At 73.7% G+C, this 21664-nt stretch carries 15 protein-coding genes; 5 read left to right on the forward strand and 10 right to left on the reverse strand.

The window, feature by feature from the left end:
* Window positions 1-131: 131 nt before the first annotated feature.
* Entirely contained in the window at window positions 132-488 is a 357-nt protein-coding gene (locus tag PV341_RS30570) for a hypothetical protein (RefSeq protein ID WP_500323432.1), read from the reverse strand.
* A gap of 383 nt (window positions 489-871) precedes the next feature.
* On the opposite strand from PV341_RS30570, the gene PV341_RS30575 reads away from it, so the two are divergent.
* Entirely contained in the window at window positions 872-1351 is a 480-nt protein-coding gene (locus PV341_RS30575) for a MarR family winged helix-turn-helix transcriptional regulator (RefSeq protein WP_500323434.1), read from the forward strand.
* A gap of 102 nt (window positions 1352-1453) precedes the next feature.
* Here PV341_RS30575 and PV341_RS30580 read toward each other — a convergent pair whose 3' ends face one another.
* The 3 genes from PV341_RS30580 to PV341_RS30590 form a co-directional block, all read right to left on the reverse strand.
* Window positions 1454-1780 carry a hypothetical protein gene (locus PV341_RS30580; protein WP_500323435.1) on the reverse strand — a complete coding sequence of 109 codons (327 nt, stop codon included), beginning with the start codon at window positions 1778-1780 and terminating at the stop codon, window positions 1454-1456.
* 182 nt (window positions 1781-1962) lie between these two features.
* Complete coding sequence (locus tag PV341_RS30585) at window positions 1963-2598, reverse strand: DUF1345 domain-containing protein (protein WP_500323436.1); 636 nt, start codon at window positions 2596-2598, stop codon at window positions 1963-1965.
* Window positions 2599-2708: 110 nt separating this feature from the next.
* Window positions 2709-3182 (reverse strand): carboxymuconolactone decarboxylase family protein, encoded by a 474-nt coding sequence (locus PV341_RS30590; protein ID WP_500323437.1) that lies wholly within the window; start codon window positions 3180-3182, stop codon window positions 2709-2711.
* Between the two features lie 111 nt (window positions 3183-3293).
* Here PV341_RS30590 and PV341_RS30595 point away from each other — a divergent pair, with 111 nt between their 5' ends.
* A complete protein-coding gene (locus PV341_RS30595) occupies window positions 3294-4028 on the forward strand; it encodes a class I SAM-dependent methyltransferase (RefSeq protein WP_500359524.1) in 735 nt (244 codons plus the stop codon).
* Between the two features lie 93 nt (window positions 4029-4121).
* Here the strand turns inward: PV341_RS30595 and PV341_RS30600 are convergent, their stop codons facing one another.
* Window positions 4122-6422, reverse strand: a complete 2301-nt coding sequence (locus PV341_RS30600) for an esterase-like activity of phytase family protein (protein ID WP_500359525.1) — start codon at window positions 6420-6422, stop codon at window positions 4122-4124.
* Window positions 6423-7143: 721 nt separating this feature from the next.
* On the opposite strand from PV341_RS30600, the gene PV341_RS30605 reads away from it, so the two are divergent.
* The 3 genes from PV341_RS30605 (at window position 7144) to fxsT (ending at window position 13800) form a co-directional block, all read left to right on the forward strand.
* Window positions 7144-8292, forward strand: coding sequence for an FxsB family cyclophane-forming radical SAM/SPASM peptide maturase (locus tag PV341_RS30605; RefSeq protein ID WP_500323441.1), 1149 nt, complete (start codon window positions 7144-7146; stop codon window positions 8290-8292).
* A 370-nt stretch (window positions 8293-8662) separates the two neighbouring features.
* Entirely contained in the window at window positions 8663-9844 is a 1182-nt protein-coding gene (fsxC, locus tag PV341_RS30610) for an FxsC protein (protein WP_500323442.1), read from the forward strand.
* A complete protein-coding gene (gene fxsT, locus PV341_RS30615) occupies window positions 9841-13800 on the forward strand; it encodes an FxSxx-COOH system tetratricopeptide repeat protein (protein WP_500323443.1) in 3960 nt (1319 codons plus the stop codon). Before fsxC ends, fxsT begins: the two co-directional genes overlap by 4 nt.
* 59 nt (window positions 13801-13859) lie before the next feature.
* Here fxsT and PV341_RS30620 read toward each other — a convergent pair whose 3' ends face one another.
* The 5 genes from PV341_RS30620 to PV341_RS30640 all read right to left on the reverse strand — a co-directional run.
* Window positions 13860-15086: a toll/interleukin-1 receptor domain-containing protein gene (locus tag PV341_RS30620; RefSeq protein WP_500323444.1), complete on the reverse strand. Its 1227-nt coding sequence runs from the start codon at window positions 15084-15086 to the stop codon at window positions 13860-13862.
* Window positions 15083-17890, reverse strand: coding sequence for a hypothetical protein (locus PV341_RS30625; protein ID WP_500359526.1), 2808 nt, complete (start codon window positions 17888-17890; stop codon window positions 15083-15085). The genes PV341_RS30620 and PV341_RS30625 overlap by 4 nt, the downstream gene beginning before the upstream one ends.
* Window positions 17884-18912, reverse strand: a complete 1029-nt coding sequence (locus tag PV341_RS30630) for a hypothetical protein (protein WP_500323447.1) — start codon at window positions 18910-18912, stop codon at window positions 17884-17886. Before PV341_RS30630 ends, PV341_RS30625 begins: the two co-directional genes overlap by 7 nt.
* Window positions 18909-19814: an AAA family ATPase gene (locus PV341_RS30635; RefSeq protein WP_500323448.1), complete on the reverse strand. Its 906-nt coding sequence runs from the start codon at window positions 19812-19814 to the stop codon at window positions 18909-18911. The genes PV341_RS30630 and PV341_RS30635 overlap by 4 nt, the downstream gene beginning before the upstream one ends.
* Window positions 19815-19882: 68 nt before the next feature.
* On the reverse strand, window positions 19883-21664 hold a 1782-nt coding region (locus tag PV341_RS30640; RefSeq protein ID WP_500359527.1), incomplete at its 5' end, for an NACHT domain-containing protein.

Raw genomic sequence — 21664 nt, forward strand, 5'->3', positions numbered from 1 at the left:
CCCCGCAGACAGGCAGGAAGCCACGCCGGTGCCGGGCCGTGCGAGGACGGGGCGGCTCGGCACCGGCGTGGCTTCCTGCCTGTCGGCGGGGCGTGCGCGGCCCGGCGGGGTGCGCCGGATCCGGTCGCGCCTCAGCGGACGGGCCCGTGGCCGTGGGACTGCCAGACGGTCACCCAGTGACCGTGGGACCAGCGGGCCAGGCGGTGGCCGTCGTACCGGTAGAGCTTGCCGTCGTACCCGTACCAGTACTGCACCTGGTGGTGGCCGTAGTCGTAGTGGTGGCGGGTGATCTCGTCGTTCCAGCGCCGGTCGTCGTTCCCGGTGCGGTCGGCGTACCTGTCCCACGCCGTGCTGCTGACGCTCACGGCGTGCTGGTCCCCGGCGGGCCGGGGGGCGGCGGAGGCGGAGCCCGTGGCTCCGAGCAGGGCGGTGCCGGCGAGTGCCACCGAGGCGGTGGAGGTGGCGATGATGCGCGTCCACTTGTTCATGACTGGTGTCTCCTAGCTGTGCCCCGGTGTGCGGGGCGTCGGACGACGGTCCGGCCGGGTGGGCCGGTCCCCGTCGTGCGGGGGCGATTCCGTGGTGCCGCCGGGGCGGGGCGCCTGGTTCGCAGGTGCTGGTTCCGCGGGGCCGGCGTCGCTGTGGATCGCTGGTGAATGGAACCTAACAGATGATTGAGGAGGGTCAATCATTTATGGGATGTGACCATCGCCTCGCGCAAGGAATCGGGAGAAGTGGAATAACGGGGCACGAACGACCGCTGGGAGCGACCTCGTCCGTGGGGGTCGTGGTGGGGTCGTGGTCGCGAAATCGTTGAAGGTCATGGATTACCCATCGATCACGATGGTTGGTGGCGCGCTATCATGCAGGCATGGCAGTGAACGAGATCGCGGTTGAGGGTGCTGCCGGCGGCGACCCGCTGGAGCAGCTCGGTTTCCTGCTGGCCCGGCACGGCGCCATCGCGAACGGCCGCGTCCAGCGCGCCTTCGCCTCCTGCGGCCTGGCGCCGCGGGCCGGAGCCACGCTGATGCTGCTCGGCGGGTGCGGATCCATGGGGCAGCAGGGTCTCGTCGCGGCGCTCGAGGTGGATCCCAGCATCATGGTCGCGATCCTCAACGACCTCGAGTCCGCGGAGCTCGTCGAGCGCCGTCGCGACCCGTCCGACCGCCGTCGGCACATCGTCGCCATCACGGACCGGGGGCGGGGCGTGCTGGCCGAGGCCCAGGCGGCGGTGGAAGAGGTCGAGCGGGGGCTCTTCGGGGACTTGTCCCCGGAGGAGGTCACGGCGCTCCGCGGTCTCCTGGCCCGGGTGCGCACCTCGCCGGGCGACGAGCTCTGCGCCGAGGAGTGACCCGTGGGCCCGGCCGGCGCCTGTCCGTGCACGGGGACGGGAACAGCACCCCCGGTGGCCGGAGGTGCTGGTGGTTTCGGGTCGGCGGGACGGACGCGACGCTCAGTCGAAGATCACGCCGTTGTTGACGGTGCCGTTGTTGATGTTGGTGGAGTTGTTGTCACCGACGACGATGATGATGCTGCCGTTGCCATTGGCGTTCGGGCGGTTGCCGCCCTGGTCCCAGCCGCCGCGACCCCAGCCATCGTCGTCGTGGCCCCGGCCTCCGCCGTGACCGCCACCCCGGCCGGACTCCTTCGCGGTGGCCGCGTGCGCCTCGGCCGGCGCGGTGGCGGCGAACGCGGTGGTGGGGAGCAGCGCCCCTCCCGCGGCCAGGGTGGCCACGGCGGTGAGGGTGACGAGGCGCTTCGTGCGGAGGGTGGGGGTCATGGTTGTCGTCCTTCGTGAGCGGGTGTGGAGGGGGTTCCGGTGGTGGTCCGGTGGGCCGCCCCTGGGGGGTGGAACCCGATGTCTCCAGTAAGCCGGGTACGGCCTCCGGCGTCATGTCGCTGCAATTCGGGACTTGACAGGAATTTTCGGCTCGGGATATAAGCTGCACGCCCGGTCCGCTCTCAGCCCGTGACCATCCCGGCGACCAGGTTGATGGTCGTGGCCAGGATGCTGGTGCCGAAGACGTACGACAGCAGCGAGTGCCGCAGCACCGTCGCACGGATCGCCGGGCTCGAGACGTCCGTGTCGGAGACCTGGTAGGTCATGCCCAGGTTGTAGCTGAAGTAGAAGAAGTCCCGGTACGTCGGCGGGTGCGGGGAGTTGAAGTCGATCCCGCCCGCCGCGGCCGCATAGTAGAGGTACCCGTAGCGCGCGGCGTACATCAGGTGGAGCGCCGCCCAGGCCATGAACACCCCGCCCAGCGCGGTCGCCGCCGCGGCGTGATCCTTGTCGGTGCCACCGCGCAGGAGCAGGACGACGATGGCCAGCAGCCCGCACAGGGCCGCGGCGACGACGACCAGCTCCTCGACGACGGGCCGGAAGTCCTCCCGCCGGGCGTTGCGGTGGGTGGCGGTCGCGTCCATCGGCCACAGCACGAGCCAGCCCGTCACGACGAAGACCGTCTCCGTCGCCGCGATCCCGGCGAGGACGCCCAGCGACGCGTCGGTCAGGACACCGACGACCACGCCGGTCACCGCGCCGACGACGATCGCGCCTGACAGCCGGGGGACCGCGGAGAGCGGCGAACTGGTCCTCATGCCGCATCACGCTACAACCCGGCGTCCGCGGCCCGTGGCAGCGGCACTTGGGATCGCCCGGAGGGTGCAGCGGCGCCCCGGCCCGTGGGCACGGGCCGGGGCGCCCGCCCTCAGCCGAACTGGCCGGGCCGGTAGTCGCCCGCGGGTTGGCGGTTGATGACGTTGACCCGGTTGTAGGCGTTGATGACGGCGATGAGGCCGATCAGGGCGACGAGCTGGTCCTCGTCGTAGTGCTTGGCGGCGTTCGCCCAGACCTCGTCCGTGACGCCCCCGGCGGCGTCCGCGATGCGCGTGCCCTGCTCGGTGAGTTCGAGGGCGGCGCGCTCGGCCTCGGAGAAGACCGTGGCCTCGCGCCAGGTGGCGACGAGGTTCAGGCGCACCGAGGTCTCACCGGCCGCGGCGGCCTCCTTGGTGTGCATGTCGGCGCAGAAGGCACAGCCGTTGATCTGACTGGCGCGGATCTTCACCAGCTCCTGCGTCGCGGTCGGCAGCCCCGACTCTGCGGGCACCTTGCCCGCCGAGTTGAGGTGCTTGAAGAACCTGAGCGCGAGGTCGTTGCCGAACAGGTTCACGCGGGCTTCCATGATGGGCTCCTCTTGCGTGGTGACGGATACGCAGCCATGACGGACGGGCCGGTGGAAACGTGACGCGGGCACGGATGTGACGTGGGTCCCACCGCGGGTAGCGTCGCCCCCATGGCTGACGAGGAATTCCGGGACCCGCGGCTCGCCGCGCTGTACGACGCCCTCGACGACCCCGGTCGCGGCGACCTCGACGCGTACACCGCGTTGGTGCGGGAGTACGACGCGCGCCGGGTCCTGGACATCGGCTGCGGAACGGGGGTGTTCGCCCTGCGCCTGGCCGGCCTCGGCATCGAGGTCGTCGCCGTCGACCCGGCTGGGGCGGCCCTCGACGTCGCCCGGGCCAAGCCGGGGGGTGGGCGGGTCCGGTGGATCCGCGGTGACGCGACGGCGCTACCGCCGCTGCGCGTGGACCTGGCGACGATGACGGCCAACGTCGCCCAGGCGATCGACGACCCCGCGGCGTGGCGGGACACCCTGCGGGGGGCGTACGAGGCGCTGCGGCCGGGCGGCCGCCTGGTGTTCGAGACCCGGGACCCGGCGAAGCGCGCATGGGAGGGCTGGAACCGCGAGGCCACGCACCGGGTGGTGGACGTGCCGGGCACAGGACCGGTCGAGCACTGGGTCGACCTGCTCGACGTCAGCGGGCCGCTGGTGACGTTCCGTTGGACCTACGTCCTGGCCGCCGGCCGGGAGGTGCTGACCTCGACCTCCACCCTCCGGTTCCGGGAGCGGGAGGAGGTCGAGGCGGCGCTCACCGCGCAGGGGTACGACCTCGACGAGGTGCGGGACGCCCCGGACCGGCCCGGCCGGGAGTTCGTCTTCCTCGCGCGCCGTCCGGAGGCGTGACCGGCCGGGCTCGCACGGGCCCGATGCGTACGGGCCCGCCCCGTACGGCCGCCGGCGGACCGGCGGCCGTACGGGGGAGGGCGTCGCGGAGGATCAGCGCTGCCCGAAGACCTTCCTGCCGGAACCGAGGTCCAGGAAGACCGTCTCGCCGGTGGCGTCGGCCAGGGCGTCGTTGTCGGTCACGGCGTAGACGTGGCCGTCACCGCCCACGGTGAGCCCCTCGAGCTTCTCCTGGGTCCACCCGTTCGTCGACCGGAGGTCGGGCAGCACGTCGTGGGCGAGCTTCTTGGGCAGCACCTGGAGCGGGCCCGACGGGGCGGCGGACTTCGGCATGTCGACCGTGTACACCCGCTTGAGCTTCGCGGCCGGGCCGTTCAGCTTGTCCCGCTCGATCAGGGCGAGCTTGTCGCCGACCGCCGTGATCTCGGACAGGCCGATCCAGTCGCCCGGGGTGTCCGTGGTGCCGATCCGGTAGCCGAACCAGCTCCAGGTGCCCGACTGGACGTCGTAGCGGCCGATCCGGACGACCCCGGCAGGGTCGCCCTTGACCTCGCGCTGCAGTGTGGCCCACACGACCTCGCGGCCGCCCCGGTCGGTGGTGGCGGTGACACCCTCGAAGCCCTGCTTCGCCAGGCCCGCGGCGACGTCCGCCGGGAGCGTGACGACCTGGCGGGTCACGCCGTCGCGGTCGAGCCGGACCAGCTTGTTGCCGTCGCCGGTCGCACCCTCGACGGCGAGCCAGAAGCCGCCCTGGGGACGGGCGTGGATGCCCTCGGCGTCGTAGCCGACCGGCTTGCCGTCGGCGCCCTTGACGGTCAGGGCCCGGGTGATGACCGCAGGCTTCCGCGAGGTGTCGATGGTCATGATCTTGGTGACGGAGTACGCCGCGTCGGTGACCGTGTACAGCTCGTGCGGCCGGCCGGGGACGGCGGACAGCGCGCCGAGCGCGCCCCAGCCGATCGGCGCGCCGGTGGAGTCCGAGGCCGAGACGATGCCGGGGAAGGACGGGGTGCCCTTGCTCAGCTGGAACAGGCTCACCGAGGCCCGCACGTTGACCGAGGCGTCGTCCTCCTCGCTGGAGACCGCGAGCAGGTCGCGCGACGGGATCGGCAGCAGTCCCTCGGGGCCGTTGGTGGTGGCCAGCATCTGGCGGAAGACCGGGGCGGTCGGCCGGCTGACGTCGTAGACGGCGACGAAGTTGCTGCGCTCGGAGCCGACGAAGGCGTACCGCACGCCGTGGAAGGAGGCGACGACCACGCCCTCCGGCTCGGTGCCCTTCTTGCCCGCGCGGTCCTCATTGTGCAGGCCGTAGCGGACGGCGAGGCGCTCGAAGCTGTTGCCCGCGTCCCACACGACCTTGCCGGTGCGGCTGTCGAAGACGGTCCAGCCGCGCGTGCCGCCCTTCCAGTCGCCCTCGTTGGCGGTGGCGAAGTAGCGGTCGTCGATCCAGTTGACGGCGTCGGGCTCGCGCCGCACGTCGGTGATCGAGCCGGTCTGGTCGATGACGCCGTCCTTGACGGTGTCGATGCCGTGCACGGTGGCCGTGCCGGCGCTGAAGGCCTTGGTGATGCGGCCCGTCGGCAGGTCCACCAGGACGAGCCCGTTGTTCTCCTGCAGCGTCACGACCAGCTGGTTGCGGCCGTTGACGGCGACGTACTCCGGCTCCGGGTCGGTGGGCTCCACGATCCCGGCGGCGGTCAGCACGGGCAGCGCGCCGCCGTCGGGCCGGGTCAGCGGTACGGGCCGGGTGCGCCAGTGCTGCGGCGAGCTGCCCTTGAGGTCGACGATCTGCACGAAGCCGGCCGGGGCCTGGGGCAGGTCGCCCTCCTCGCCGCCGGGCGGGGTCGCCTCCTCGTCGCGCTCGTTCTCGATCGCGATTGCGGCGTACCGCTTGTCCTTGGTGATGGCGATGGAGTCCGGCTGGCCGCCCAGGTCGATGCTGGTGACCCGCTTGCGGTCGCGCAGGGATATGACGTCGAGACGTCCGGAGGGGGTGGAGTAGCCGCTGCTGGTGTTGACCACGACCAGCACGTACCGGCCGACCACGGCCACGGAGGTGGGCTCGTCCTCGGAGTCGCCGAGCCCGGCCAGCGACAGGGTGCCGAGGCCGCGCGGGCTGCCCGGCCTGCTGATGTCGAGGAAGCCGATCCGGCGCGCCAGGGCGTCGGTGTAGACCAGGGTGCGGCCGTCCTCGCTGACCGCCGAGATCTCGGCGACGGTCGCCGTTGCCGGGTCCTCGCCCGCCGGGCGGTTCTGGAAGACCGGGTAGGTGGCGGTGCGCTGGAAGGCCGGCGTCACGTGCGGGTGGTGGGCACTCGCGGGGCTCGCGGCCACCAGCGTGCCGGCAGCGACAGCCGCGGTCGTGAGCGCGGCGTAGGTTCTCTTGGGGAGCATCGTCTCTCCGTTGCGCTACGGTCGGAATGCCGATCATCTCGCCGCCGGACCAGCGTAATCGGGCGCGCAGATGAACAAACGACGAAGATCGTCCGGACGTAGTGACCGGATCGCCCCGGTCCGTACGGGTGCGGGTGCGGGGCCGGCCCCGATGCGGCGCGATCCGCACGGTGATGACGCACCGTCAGGTCCGGCCGCGCGCCGGTGCGGTGGGAGCCGCGGCGGCGGTGGCACGCGGTGACATCGGCCGGAGAACGGGACCGGCTCGCATCGTACGGCGGACCGGTCCTCCGTTCCGGGCGTGGCGTCCGATGCCGCGCGAGAGGGCGTGAAGCTGTCCGGGAGGCGGTCTGGCCTGGTCCGTGGCGCTGTGCTTCCCTGGGAGGGACACTTCAGCAGTCAGCACGGGGGAGCCGGCGGTGACACCCGAGGGCTCCAGCCACGTCCGATCACGCACGCGTCGGCAGGGTCGAGCCACCGTGGGCGGCAAGGGGTACCGGGGGCATTGGTCGATGGAAACGGCACCACGTGACGCGCACGGCGATGTCATGCACCTGCGCATCGAGCCGGAGCGCCTCCGCGCGCTCCCACCGTGCGCACTGGTGGAATCGCTGCTCCGCGTCGCGGAGGACCGGTCGGAGCACGTTCCCGACCCGCACACCGGATTCGATTCCTCGTTGTGACCCCGGGACGGGGGTGAGGGCCCGGCGGGAGGTCGGTGATGGAGGGGACGCGGCCCATCCACGAGTTCGTGGTGAAGGTGCACGGCCTGTGCAACCTCGCCTGCTCGTACTGCTACGTCTACGAACTCCGCGACAGCAGCTGGCAGCGCAAGCCCGCCGTGCTCTCGCGTGCCCTCGCCGAGCGCCTGGCCACACGGATAGCCGAGCACGCCGGGCGTCACCGGCTGCCGTCCGTCCGGGTCGTCCTGCACGGCGGTGAGCCCCTGCTGGCGGGACGGCGACGGGTCGAGCACCTGCTGCAATCGGTGCGCGAGGCGGCGCACGGAATCACGTCCGTGGAATTTGCCGCACAGACCAACGGGACGCTGCTGAACCCTGGTTGGATGGACCTGTTCCGCCGCTACGGTGTGCGCGTGGGGGTGAGCCTCGACGGAGGCAGGGACGCCAGCGACCGCCACCGGCGCACACGTGGGGGGCAGAGCAGCCACGTTGCTGCCGAGAGGGGGATCGGGCTGTTGCGGCGCGCGGAGAACGCCGGCTTATACGGCGGCCTGCTGTGTACGGTCGACCTCGCCAATGAACCCCTCGGTGTCTACGAATCGCTGCTGAGCCACCGGCCCCCGGTCATCGACCTGCTGCTCCCGCACGCGACCTGGGAGTTCCCGCCACCGGGCCACGACCCCGCGACGGCCCCCTACGGCCGGTGGCTGCTCGCGGTCTTCGACCGCTGGTACGCGGCGCCGGTCCGCGAGACCCGGATCCGGCTGTTCGAGACGATCATGGATCTGGTGCTCGGCGGCAAGGCGACCGCCGAAGCCGTCGGGCTCGACCGCCCGCCGTTTGTGGTCGTCGACACCGATGGGTCGATCGAACAGCCGGACTCGCTCAAGGCGGCGTACGAAGGCGCCACCGCCATGGGCCTGGACATCGGCGCGGACGACTTCGACACCGCCGCCGACCATCCGCTGCTGCGGGAGCAGGGCCGCGGGCTGAGCTCCCTCTCCCCGGAGTGCCGGGCCTGCGGCGTGGTGCGGCTGTGCGGGGGCGGGCTGCGGGCGCACCGCTACCGCCCCTCGAGCGGGTTCGCCAATCCGAGCGTCTACTGCGCCGATCTCAAACTGCTGACCGAGCACATCAGGGACCGGGTGACCGCCGACGTCCGCGCTCTGATCGGAGGGGCGTCATGAGCGCCCCTCCACCGTCCGCCGGGATGGCCGAACGGTCCATGGCGGGTACCCGTCCGGATGAACCTCCGGCGCACCGCGCCGGTGGTCGCGCGCCCCGCAGCCCCCGCGGCCGGCCGGGCCGCCCGCCGGGTGTGTTCCCCTTGTCCCCGCAGCGCACGGGCACGCCGAGCAGGCTCCCCGACGGACGGTGCGGAAAGCCTGATCAGGAAGGGGTGACGGTCCCGATGCGCGCCCGTCTGCGGTGCCCGGATGTGGTATTTATCCGCTATTGCTCGAATAGTGATGCCTACGGCGAGCCGTTGGTCCCTATCGAGTCGTCCCCGCTGCCGCGCTCGTTGCGGGGCGTCCCGACACGCGCGACGGAGTCACCATGAGCCGGTTCTACATGAGCCATATCCGCGGGGTCGACGACGAGTGGACGGCGACCTTATTCCGGGACCTCCGCAACGCGGTCGCCGCCCGGACCGGTGAGTCGCCCGAGTCGGTCGGAGTGAGCGGCACACCCCGGTCACCCGAGGCCACGGTGGAGCGCATGCGCGGTGCGACCACCATGGTGGCGCTCTACACACCGGCGTATTTCGGCCAGTCCTACTGCGCCACCGAATGGTCCTACTTCGAACACCGGGCCGAGGTGCTGTGGTCCCGGACGGGACGCAGCGCGGACGCCATCATCCCGGTGGTCTGGGCGCCGGCCACCGAGCCGCTGCCGCCCGTCGTCCGGCGGAAGGGTCCGCTGACCGCCGACTCGGCCGCCTACGCCCGTGAAGGACTGCTCCACCTCCTGCGGCTGAAGGCCCGGTACGCCGAGGACTACCGGCTGGTGGTGGCGGCCCTCGCGGACCGGGTGGCGGCCGCCCTCGGGCAGCACCTCCCGGACGCCGCCGGTTTCGACGCCACCGGCAGGCGACAGGGTGCCCCGCCGCTCCCGCCGTACCCGGGACACCAGACGGTGAGCTTCGTCGTGGCCGCAGCGGCCGCCGACGACCTGCCGGGCGAGCGGACCGCTCGCGAGTACTACGGCACCACGCCCGTCGACTGGTCCCCGTACGCACCCGGGCGGCCCGGTGAGCTGGCCTCCCTGCTCTGCGACACGGCGGCGGAACTGGACCTCGCCCCCGACGTCCTGGCGCTCGAGGAGAGCACCGTGGAACAGGTGGGCTCAGGACCGCGGCCGGAGGAACTGGTCGTCCTGCTGGTCGACGCCTGGGCGGCCAAGGCCGAGCGGCAGCAGCGCCTGCTGACCTCGCTCGACGCCGCCGTGCCCGAGGGCACGGCCGTGCTGGAACCGCGCAACCAGGACGACACCCAGTCGTGGCAGCACGCCGAGGATCTGGACGCCGCCCTCGACGAGGTGCTGCCCACGCTGCGCGGCCAGGCCACGGAACTGGAGCGCTGGGGACTGCCCGACGAGGAGAAGTTCACCGCCGCGCTCCGCAAGGCCCTGGTCCGCGCCCAGAACGACGCCATGAAGTCCGCACAGGTCGCTCAGCGCCTGCCCACGCCCACAGGTGGCCTCGACTCGTTCCCCCTGCTCGGAAGGTCTTCCTCATGACGCACGACTCGGGCGGTCCCGGCGCCCAGGGGCCCGGCACCGTAGTGACGTTCTACTCGTTCAAGGGCGGTACGGGCCGCACCATGGCCATGGCGAACGTCGCCTGGATCCTGGCCACGAACGGCAAACGGGTCCTGGTCATGGACTGGGACCTGGAGGCGCCGGGTCTGCACCGCTACTTCGCCCCCTTCCTGCGGGACCCCGAACTGAGCTCCACGCCGGGCGTGATCGACCTCGTCCGCGAATTCGAGCGGATGAGCCCGCACCTGACGGACGGCCTGCGGACGTACGCACGCGTCGACCGTCACGCGCACTCGCTGGAGTGCTCCTTCCCCGGCGGCGGCTTCATCGAGTTCGTCTCCTCGGGCCGCCGCACCCCGGAGTACTCCGAGAACGTCAACACCTACGACTGGCGCGGCTTCTACGAGAACCGGAACGGGAAGGCGTTCCTGCACGCCCTGCGCGAGGACATGCAGGCGGGCTACGACTACGCGCTGATCGACAGCCGTACGGGCTTCAGCGACACCTCGGGCATCACCACGCTCCTGCTGCCCGACGTCCTCGTGAACTGCTTCACCTTCAACGTCCAGTCCGTAGACGGCGGCGCGAACGTCGCGCGCGACGTCCGCAGGTTCGCCCCCCATGTGACGATCCTGCCGGTGCCGATGCGCGTCGACCCCGCCGAGCAGGACCGGCTGGACACCGCCCGGCAGCACGCGCGCAGCCGCTTCCAGGAGTTCCTCGACGAATCCGCGCACCCGGACCCGGACCGGTACTGGGGTGACATCGAGATCCCCTACCGCCCCTACTACGCCTACGAAGAGGTCCTGGCGACCCTGAAGGACCCGATCCGCAACCAGGGCACGCTGCTCGCCGCCTACGAACGCCTCACGTCCGTCATCACGCGCGGCGAGGTGACCGCGATCGGGCACATGGCGGAGGAACAGCGGGCGTCGCTGGTCAAGCGGTTCGACCGGGTGCCCGTGGCCGGCGCGGCCACCCCGCGGGTCCGCATCGACCACGCCCTGCGCGACCGGCTGTGGGCCGAGTGGATCGCCGACCAGCTCAAGGCGGCGGGCGTGGCGGTGACACTGCGCCCCAGCAGCGCCACCGCGCTGGCGCCCGTCCCCGCGACCGCCGCGGACACCGTCCTGGCGCTGCTGTCACCGGACTTCGTGAACACCAACGTCGCCGAGGAACTGGTCACCCTGGTCGAGGCCGCCGACCGTCGCGGCGACGGTCCGCGGATCCTCGGCCTGCGGACTCGCGAGTTCCAGACCCCGACGGCGCTGGCGAGCCTCCCCGGGTTCTCCCTGGTCGGCATGACGGCCGCGACGGCGCTGGAGCGGGTGACCGCGCTCATCGGGGTGCCGGCCCTCAACGAGCCCGTCGCGGGCCGCACCCGGTACCCGGGCGAAGCCCCCTCGACGTTCAAGGCCCCGCCCCGGTACAACCTGTTCACGGGCCGGGACCAGGAGCTCGACAAGTTCTGGGACGACCTCGGCCAGGACTCCCTGGACGACGTGCACACGCCGGCGGACCGGCTCTTCCTCTACGGGCTCGGCGGCATGGGCAAGACGCAGATCGCCCTGGAGTACGTCCACCGCTTCGGTGCCCAGTACGACCTGGTGCACTGGATCCCGGCGGAGCAGACCGACCTGATCCCGCAGAGCCTGGCGAACCTGGGCGTCCAGCTGGGCGTCCAGGGCGAGACCGCCGAGGACCTGGCCATGGCGACCCTGGCCGAGCTGGAGAGCGGCAGGCGGGGCAAGTGGCTGCTGGTCTACGACAATGCGGCGAACGACGAGGAGACCCGCCAGAGCGGCCGCCGGCTCGAGGACTACCTGCCCTCCAACGGGCCGGGGCACGTCATCATCACCGCACGTGAGTCCGACAGCGGCCCCGCCACCGTCGAAGTGGGCGTCTTCCGGCGGGCGGAGAGCGTCGCGCTGCTCCGGCGCCGCGTGGAGAACCTGACCCGTCAGGACGCGGACCGGATCGCCGAGGAACTCGGCGACCTGCCCATGGCCGTGGAACTCGCCGCGGCGTGGCTCCGGGAGACCGGGATGCCGGTGGACACCTACCTGGAACAGGTGCGCAGCCGCGTCGGTGAGGTGCTGAGCGCCGGCCCCGCGGGGGAGTTCGAGCGGCAGACCCAACTGCCCGCCGTCTGGCGGCTGTCCGTGGAGCGGCTGCGCGCGGAGCGGCCCGCGGCCGTCCGCCTGCTGGAACTGTGCTCGTTCTTCTCACCCGAGCCGATCGCGGACTCGCTGCTCTACAGCGACGGCATGCGGAACGAGCTGGCCCAGTCCGACTCCGCGCTCCGCGACCCGATGATCATGGGCTACCTCATCCGCGATCTGAGCAGGTACGCCCTCGCCCGCCTGGAGGGACGCTCGCTGCAGGTGCACCGGCTCCTGCAGGCCCTCGTCCGCGAGTGGATGGCGGTGGACCCCGACGCCCTGGCGCGTACCAGGAGCCAGGCCCACCTCGTGCTGGCCAGCGCGCTCCCCTCGCCCTCGCAGGGGGAGGACCACCCGGCGTCGCTCCAGCGTTTCGCGGAGCTCCGCCCGCACCTCGAGCCGTCCGGAGCCATCGAGAGCGTCGACCCGCAGGTCGGTGAGTGGGTGGTGAGCCAGGTCCGCAACCTGTGGCTGGTCAAGGACCACCTGGCGGCGATCGGTCTGGGGCGCCGGGCCCTGGACGCGTGGACCGCGAACCGTGGCGCCGACGACCCGCTCACCCTGCGCCTGGCGGCGCAGCTGGCCAACCCGCTCCGTTCGATGGGCCGTTACGCCGAGGCCTTCGAACTGGACTCGGACACCCTGCGCAGGCAGCGTGAGCACCCGGCGCTGGGTCTCGCCCACCCGCACACCCTCATCACCGCCCGCAACGTCGGCGCCGACCTGAACGGACTTGGCCGCTACGCGGAGGCCTGCGAGTCCGACGCGGACACCCTGGACCGGTACCGCCGGTCGGTGGGGAACGACCACCCGGACACGCTCCGCGCCATCAACAACTACGGCGTGTCGCTGAACCTCATCGGACGCCCCCGTGAGGCGCTGGCACTCGCCGAGGAGGCCTACCAGACGGCCCGTCAGGTGCTGGGGGTCAGGAGCCCCGCCTGCTCGCGCTACGCGCTCGGTGCCGCGCTGGACCGCCGCGAGATGGGCGACTACCAGGGCTCGCTCGAACTGCTGCTGGAGACCAGGCAGCACTACGTCGCCCTGTCCGGGGAGCACTCTCCCGAGGTGATGCGCACCGACGCCTCGCTCTCCGTGACCCGTCGCCGGCTCGGCGAGTTCCGGGCGGCGGAGGCCCTGTCCCGCACGACGTACGACCAGTACCGGCGCCGGTACGGCGATCGGCACCCGGAGACGCTGGCCTGCGCGGCGAACCTCAGTTGCGACCTGCTCGCGCTGGCCGGCACGCAGAGCGACCCGTCCTTCGACGAGGGCCGGGAGATCGCCGAGCGCAACCATGCGAACTACCACACGACGCTGGGCGCCGAGCACCCGTTCACGCTCGCCGCGGCGACCAACCTGATCATCGCCCGCAGGCTGGGCGGAGAACCGCTGGCCGCCCTCGACCTGGGACGTCCGACGCTCGCCGCGCTCGAACGGCGCGTGAGCGGCGGGCATCCGGCGGCGGTCGCCTGCCGGGCCGACGTGGCGGGGGTCCTCGCCCAGCTGGAGCGGTACGACGAGGCGGTGGCGGAGGACGAGCGTGCGCACCGGGAGTTCCTGTCCCTCTTCGGCGACCGGCACCCCCGCGTGCTCTGCGGTGAGTACAACCTCGCGGTCGACCGGATGCGCCTCGGCGACCCCGGTGCGGAGGACCGCGTGCGGGAGATCACGCGCCGGTCCGCCGCCCGGTTCGGGGACACCCACCCCACGACCGTCGCCATGAGGGAACAGCGGCGCATCGACTTCGAGTTGGAGATGCCGCCGATCTGACCCGGCGGCCGGACCGCCGCCACGACGAGCCGCTCCCGGATCCCGGGGGCGGCTCGTCGTCAGTTGCGGCCCGCGTAGCGGCGCACGAAGGTGCGTATGGTGCGGTTCATCTCCTCCTCGTGCGGGCGGGGCAGCCCCTGCAGCCGCGGCAGCGGATCGGGCGCGGTGCCGAGCAGGTCGCCGTCCACCACGAAGAGGAAGAGCACGCCCGCCGGGAACTCCTCGCCGAGCCGCGCCACGAGGTCGGGGTCCGGGGGATGCGGCACGATCACCACCACCGGGCCGAAGTCGTGCTCGTGCTGCAGCAGGGTCTCCAGGTCGTGGACGTCGACCTCGGTCAGGTGGTCCCGGACTCCGGCGATGAGGCTCTCCGCGACGCCGGAACCCACGTCGATGGGCACGACGAAGTGGTCCCAGGCCACGGGCTGTCCGCTGGCGCGGTGGACGAAGCGCCGGGCGGTCTCGGTGGAGTGTGCGGGCAGGACCGCGGCCCGCGGGGCGGCCGGGGCCGTGAGCACCTCGTTGATGCGCCGGGAGTCCGATGCGGGGACCCGGGCATGGGTGACGCTGAGTTCGATCACCTCGCGCGATCCGGAGGTCGCCTGGAGCGGCAGGAGTTCGGTGAGGGCCGCGCGCAGCGGATCGTCCTGGGGCTCACTGCGGCGTTCCGTGAGCAGCCCCTCGGCGACGCGGTGGTGCATCAGGGGCAGCAGGATCTCCCGCGAGACACCGAGCCGGTCCCCGGCACGGCTGAGGACGGGCCCGTCGACCTCGCGCAGGTGCTGGACGACCCGCTGGTGCACCCGGTCCTCGTTGACCTGGGCCCGCATCAGCTCCAGTTGGGGAGTGATGTCCCTGACGACGTCGGCCAGGTCCCCGTCGACGGGCCAGTCGATGTTCTGCCGCCGGGTGGGACTGAGCGAACCGAGCCTGCTGGCCTCCAGGCCCTCCCGGTCGACCTCGGGGAGCAGCACGAGGATGATCGGGAAGCCGTCGTGCCGGTTGCGCAGCTCCGCCATGGCCAGTTCGTTCTGGACGTGCGGTGACTCGACGGCGTGCGGCGACGCGAGCAGCACCATGCCGTGGGCGTTGCCCATGCCGTCGGATATGGCCTCCATCCAGTCCTGGCCCGGCACCAGGGTCTGCCGGTCGATCACGATCGGTTCGCAGCCGGCGGCCTCGAGCAGGCCGATCACCGATCTCCTGGCCGGCCAGCAGGTGCAGGTGCAGCCGGGCGGTTCGCTGCGGCTGAGGAAGACCAGCGGGCGCGACGTCGTCCCGTTCATGCGCCCGGCCGCCATCCGGGGTCGGTGCTCTCCCACAGGCTCAGCCAGTGGGTCGCACCGGGGGCCACGGTGATCGTGTACCCGCCGGCCGACGGGCGTACGGTGGAGAGCGGCCGCGGCTCCCCCGCGGCGGCGCCGAGCGTCGCGATCCCGACCAGCTCGGGCCCGTCGGGCGGCGCCGGTACGGTGACCGTGACCGGCGCGTCGCCGGCGTTGCCCAGGCACAGGATGGCCTCGCTGCCGTGGCGCCGCCACAACGCCGTCACCCCGGGCACCGGTTCGGGCAGCGCCGCGTCGACGGAACCGTGGACCAGGGCCTGCTGCCGTGCCCGGACGGAGAGCAGGACGCGCAGCGCCTCCGCCCGGTGCCCCGTGGCCGTCAGCAGACCGGCGGGGACCTCGTGGCAGCCGGGCAGGGCCAGCAGGACCCCCGGATCGGCCGGCGGCCGATCCGGGAGCACCCAGGCCGTGCCCAGCGGGACCGTCCAGGCCCCGGGTCGCGGGAGCGGCGCAGGGCCCACGGTCAGATGGACGGCGCTTCGCGGGGCCGTTTCCTCCGGCCCGCCGGTGGTCCCCGGGCCGGCGATGCCGATCAGGCCCGCACCGGTGTAGGCGTCCGTCAGGTGCCGCAGGTCGTCCAGCAGGTGGGCGGGCCAGGCCGCCAGGTCCTCCAGCAGCAGTGCGTCGACGCGGGCGTCGAGGAGACGCTGCGCGTCGAGCAGCACGTCGGCGGGCGCGGCTTCCGGTGGGGGAGCGGGAAGGCCGGCGACGACGCGCAGTCCGGCCTCCCCGGCCCGCTCGACCACGAGGTCCGTGCGACGGGGGTCATGCGGGTGCGGCCCGGAGAGCCGGATGTGGCCGATGCCGCAGCGGCGGGCGGCTCGCAGCACATCCTCGGGCGGCGCCTCCGGACCGGGGCCGGGAAGCGCGACGCCGACCGATGCGCGCAGCCAGGAGGGCCCCGGCCCCGGCGCCTGCGACGCGGAAGTGGACGCGGCGGCGGGGTAGGGCAGGACGAGGTGCACCCTGCCGTCCTCGGACCGTATCTCGACCGGCCCGCCGGTTCCGGTGAGCATCAGGCGGCCCCGGCCGGCCGCGAACACCTCGCGCACCTGGAACGGCAGCCGGGCGCCGGGGAGCGGCGCGGAGCCGGGGTCCTCCGGGTCGCCGGCCGCGGGACGACGCAGTCGCAGCAGGTGGCGTCCCCCGTCCGCGGCGACCACCGTGGCGTCGGAGGAGGAGACGGCCAGTGAGGTGGCCGGCCGGGGCAGCCGGCCGAGCGGCACCGGATCGCGCGCGTCGTCCTCCGGGCTCCGGGCCAGCCACACCCGGCCGTCCTCGGTGGCCCAGACGACGTCCCCGGTCAGCGGGTCGCCCGCGAGCGCGGTCACCGGGGACCCCCCGGTGGCGAACCGGCGGGAGACCATGCCGTTCCCGGGAGCGGCGTGACGTGCCACGACCCTTCCCTCGGCGTCCGCGACCGCGATCAGGGCCGCCGAGACCGAGGTCCACAGGTGGGTGACGTCGGCGGGGTGATCGAGGGTCAGCACCACGCGCCGCGGATCGCCGTCGTCCAGCAGGTGCACCTTCCGGCCCTCCGCCACGCAGAGGACCGCCGGGCCGCTGCCCGGCCCGCCCGGCGCCGCCCAGCCCAGGGCCGTCGGCGCCGGGGACCACGGATGGGCGGTCACCTCGCCCGAGGCGTCGAGGGCCGCTCCGACCACCTGGAGCCCGGAGCCGCCGGCCGCGGCCGCCCTCGGCGGGCCCGCGTCGGCGACCGCGAGCAGGTCGGGGGGCACCGGGAGGTCCGCGACCAGCACCCGTCCGGCCGCGTCGACCCGGATCTCGGTACGGCCCGCCGCGCTGACCGCGAGCGCTCCGTGCTCCCCGGCCCAGACGCAGCGCACCACGTCCCCCAGTTCGGCCCGGGCGCCGTCCAGGCTGCCGTCGAGCCGGGCCGCAGCCACCACGTCCAGGGGCGCGGCGGCCCGTCTGCGGTCGTGCAGGTCCAGTTCGTGCCAGGCCGCTCCGGGGAGCGCGGCGCGCAGGCGCAGCCTGACCCGGGCGGCCCCGCTCACCTGGCACACCTGGGCGTCGCGTTCGGGAGGTCTGGTCAGCACGATGCCGCCGGGCTCGGCTCGGATCCCGACGTCGACGTCACGGTGGACCATCCGGCGGACGGCCGTCACCTCCTCCGGGAGCAGGCCCGCCGCGGCGGGCGTCAGCTCCAGGCCCAGGCGCTCGGCCGCGGCGATGCGCAGGCGCCTCGCGGGTGCCGAGTCCCGTACGGCGTCGGGCAGCCGGGGCAGGTGACGGATCGCCCACCGGCCGGCCTCCAGGGCCTCGGGGCCGTCGGAGAGCACCTGGGCGAGGAAGGGTTCGAGCTCCCGCCGGATGTCGCCCTCCGCCGGCACGGCCTGCGCCGTGCCGGCCCACAGGAGGGTCTCGAAGGTGCGCACCGCCAGCGGCGCGTCGTGGTGGGCGCGTTCGGTGAAGCTGCGGACGGAGGCCAGCAGGGCGCGGTCGTTCGTGGCGAGGTCCCGGCGCAGGACCGCAGCCACCGCGGGGTCGAGCACCATGGTCAGGCCGCCTGCGGCCTCGACCAGGGGCGAGAACCACAGCTGGGCCTCCAGCCCGGCGCTGCTGCGCGGCACGAACCGCAGGCGCGCGGCACGCACGACGTACGGTTCGGCCTGGGCCGCCAGGCTCAGCGACTGGGCCAGCCGGACCACGTCCGGTTCCTCCTGGCGCTGTTCGTGGATCAGCCTGGCCGCGGAGGTCCGTCCGGCCGCCGCCGTCACCATGCCTGCCTCCGGCGGCGCAGCCGTCTGATCTGGGAGCGCGCCGACCACACCGAGGTACGGCGGTCCAGCGGGACGAGGGCCACCAACCGGCGGACGGCGGGCGGGTAGAGGTCAGGACTGAACGGGGTCAGGCAGGTCACCGGGTGGCCGGCGTGCTTCAGCCGGCCGAGGAAGGCGAGCCAGTCGGCCGGTGACGCCTGGTTGCGCACCGCCACCGGAGGGCGCAGCCGGCCGAGGTCGGACACGAGCAGCACCGGAGTGCCGGGTGCCGGGCGGACCGCCGCACCCCAGGTGCGGCCGCCGTCCGCGCTGGCGCCCTGGGGCAGCCGGAAGTCGAGTATCCGCAGCTGGTCGGGGGCGAGTACCTGCCGCGCCAGCCGGGCGACCCACTGGTGGTCGTGGCGGAACGGCCGCATGGAAGGGCTCCGGTCCAGCAGCACGTGCAGCCCTGCCCGGGTGGTGGGGCGGGGCCGGTAGGGGAGGCGAAGGCCGGACGACGGCCTGCCGCCCAGGCGCCGGACCATCAGGTCGATCAGCCTGCGGTGGTCCAGATCCCTGCCGAGCGCCTCGGTGGCCGCCACCGTGAGCATGATCGCCTGCTGGGTGCGCGGATTCCACGGCGGCGACGGCGGCTGCTCGGTGACCTCCCCGCGGTCGGCGAAGAGCGGCTCCTCAGGACCCGCCGGCTCACCGGCCGGTCGCCCGGGTCCCGGCGGGGTCCGCGGAGGCGCGAAGGTGATGACCGACCGGCCCGCGGGGTCGGCGCCGGTGGCGGTCCGCGGGGACGGCTCCGGCACGCCGCCGCCGTCCCCGGGCACCGTCCGGCCGACGGGACGGGCCGGCGGCGCGGGTTCGGTGCCCCGCCGGGGTTCCGTCGCCGGGCCGTCCGGTTCCGGGGGCCGGGGTCCGGGGCCGGGCAGACCCATGGCGCGCACCAGGGAGAGGACGCCGGCGGGGTCGGCGATGCCCAGCGCGGCGGCGGCGCGCACGACGTCGCCGGCGTGCACCGGACCGCGGCTCACGCGAAGGCCGTCGGCTCGTAGGTGTCCTTGACCATGGCGAACCGCGCGACGCTGCGCCACAGTTCGGAATCGGCGGTCAGCCCCATCTCGTGGCACGCCCGCAGCGTGTCCAGGTATTCCGCGGTGCTCGCCGCCGCGAGACGTCCCGTACCGGAGCCCTGGGCGAGGAAGAGGTCGGCCACCTCGGCGCCGAGTTCCGGATCGAAGTCCGATCCCATGTGCAGCCGGGCGACCTCCAGCAGGTGGGCGCGCCCGGGGACCTGCAGCCGCAGCGGGATGCAGCGCCGCCGGAACGCGGCCGACAACTCGCGTTCCTCGTTGCTGGTGATGACGACCAGCGGCGGCCCGATCTCGGGGCGCACCGTGACCCGGGAGCGGTCCGGGCCCTCGAAGCGCAGGTTGTCCAGCGGGTCGAGGAGCGCGTTGGGGAGGTCGGGGTCCGCCTTGTCGATCTCGTCGATGAGGACCACGGCGGGACGGTCGCGCAGACCGTCGGGCGCCGTGTCGTCCTGGGCGGGGTCCAGTGCCTTCCACAAGGGGCCGGGCCGGTGGTACGGCTGGTCGCCGGGCGAGCCGAGTTGGCCCCGGGAGGCGTCGTTGAGCTGACGGAACGCCTCCTCGCGCCAGAGCAGGTCGGGTGCCTCCGTGCGGGCGGTGACGACCTCCGCGTAGAAGCGGTAGCGCAGGACGCGTGCCACGTTGGGGGCGAGCGTGGACTTGCCGGAGCCGGGCGGGCCGAGGACGAGCAGCGGACGGCGCGTCACCAGCGCGACGTTGACGGCGAGCACCGTGTCCTCGTCGAACAGGTACACCTGGTCGTCCTGACGCCCCGAGGATGCGTCGGCGCCGGTCTCCCCGACGGCGCCGGGCGCCTGCGGGTCGAAGACCTTGGTGTACCGCATGTGCCCCCCGAGAACGTCATGCCACCACACGCTGTGGCGCCACTGTAACGGACCGCGTCGCGGCTGATCTACAGGCCGGGAGGCCCTCCCGGGGGCCCCGGCGGCGCGAGCACGCGCACGTCGGCCCGCCCGACGCGCGGGGCGCGGACGGCGTCGTCGCCGCCCCGCGGAGCGGCGGTCACCAGGTCGATCCTCCGTAGCCAGGGCGCACGCCGAAGCGGGCTCAGGTCCAGGGACGGGAGCCAGGGCGCGATGGTCAGGAACATCACCGGGGAGGCGCCGAGGGAGGTCAGGTCGTGCAGCCGGGGGCAGTTCGACAGGCGCAGCGACCGGAGCGCGGCGCAGCGGCTCAGGTCCGGCACCGCGGTCATCTCCGGGTGGTCCAGGATCACCAGGTTCCGCAGTCCGGGGATCCCGGGCAGCACGGCCTCCAGTTCCCCGAGCGGCCCCTGGCACCAGACCTCGGGCGCGGCGTCCCGCCGCGCCGCCAGGCCCGAGAGTTCCTCCGCGGACCGTACGACGACGGGACCGGTGGCCCGCATCCCCGGCGCCGCCGATGCCGTCAGGCGCCGGCCGGTGGCACCGTGCTCCAGGAGACCGGGGACGTCCGGGAGCGACTTGCGGACCGCGCTCAGTTCGGCGACCAGACGGGCGAGCCCGGCGGACCCCGTCCGTTCGAGGTGCTCGGCGAGGATCCGGTCGCCGTCGGGGCCGGGGTGGGTGGCAAGGTGCTCCGCCGCGAGGTACTGCCGTACGGACTCGCCGGCGAAGGCGATCGTCGCGGGAGCCGGCGCGTACAGGATGCCCGCCTCATCGGCCAGTTGCGACAGCAGCCGGGCGGGGGGAACGCTGCCGGTGAGGCCGGGCGCGTTGAGTCCGTACAGCGCGTCGAGCGCCGTGTCGGCCGGGAGCGGGGCGTCGCCGGACCCGAGCGTCGCGGCGGCCAGGCCGCCGGCCGCCGCCCGCAGGACGCTGTCGCGCACTCTGGTACGCGCGTTGGCGGCCTCCCGGTCGGGACGCCAGACGGCGGCCACCGCGGCGCGCAGCAGATCCATGCGGTCCGGCCCGCGGTCCCCGGCGGCTCGGGCCGCGTGCCGGACCGCGACCGCGGCGGACGGCCAGCGCACGGCGTCGGCGAGCAGCGGGTCGTCGGCCAGGGCCGTGAGCGCGGAACTGCCGCCGGGGGCGCCGGCGAGGGGATCGCCCCCGGCGAGGAGGGCTTCGCGTTCCGCGGGGTCGAGGGGGTCGAGGAGGACCGGGGTGAAGACACCGTCGATCCGGTGCCAGGGCACCGAACTGCCGTTGGCCTCCACCAGGATCACGGCGTCGGGGTAGTGCTCGGCCGTGCGCAGCAGCCATTCCCAGGCCGCGGGGCGCATGTGGACCGGCGCGCGGTCCAGGCCGTGGACGGCCAGCAGCGCGCGCCCGCCGCGCAGTTGCCGGGCGGTCCAGCCCGCGGGCTCCCGGGCGGCCAGCGAGGGGGCGGCCGCCTGGACGATCCCGTCGGGGGAGGGCAGGCCGCCGGTGTCCGCCCGCAGGGTGAACGCCACCTGGCAGCCCCAGGGCGCTCCGCTCGGGCCGGCCGCGACGCGGTCCGCCAGGTGCCCGAGCACGGCGCTGCGCCCGGAACCCGCCGGGCCGACCAGCAGCAGCCGCCGTCCCGCGGCCGCCGGCTCCCCGGACGGGGTGTGCCGTCGCGACGGACCGTCCTGCCAGCTCAGTCGCCGGCCCAGGGGGCGCCCGCCGGTGAGTCCGGGCGCGGTGCCGGTCAGCTGGCCGCGGTACAGGGCGGTGAACCGGGTGTCGTCCGAGGTCAGGGCCGGGGGGAGTTCGGCGGGGATGTCCTGCGG

Origin of the sequence: Streptomyces sp. PA03-1a (assembly GCF_033792805.1) — a bacterium.
GTDB lineage: Bacteria > Actinomycetota > Actinomycetes > Streptomycetales > Streptomycetaceae > Actinacidiphila.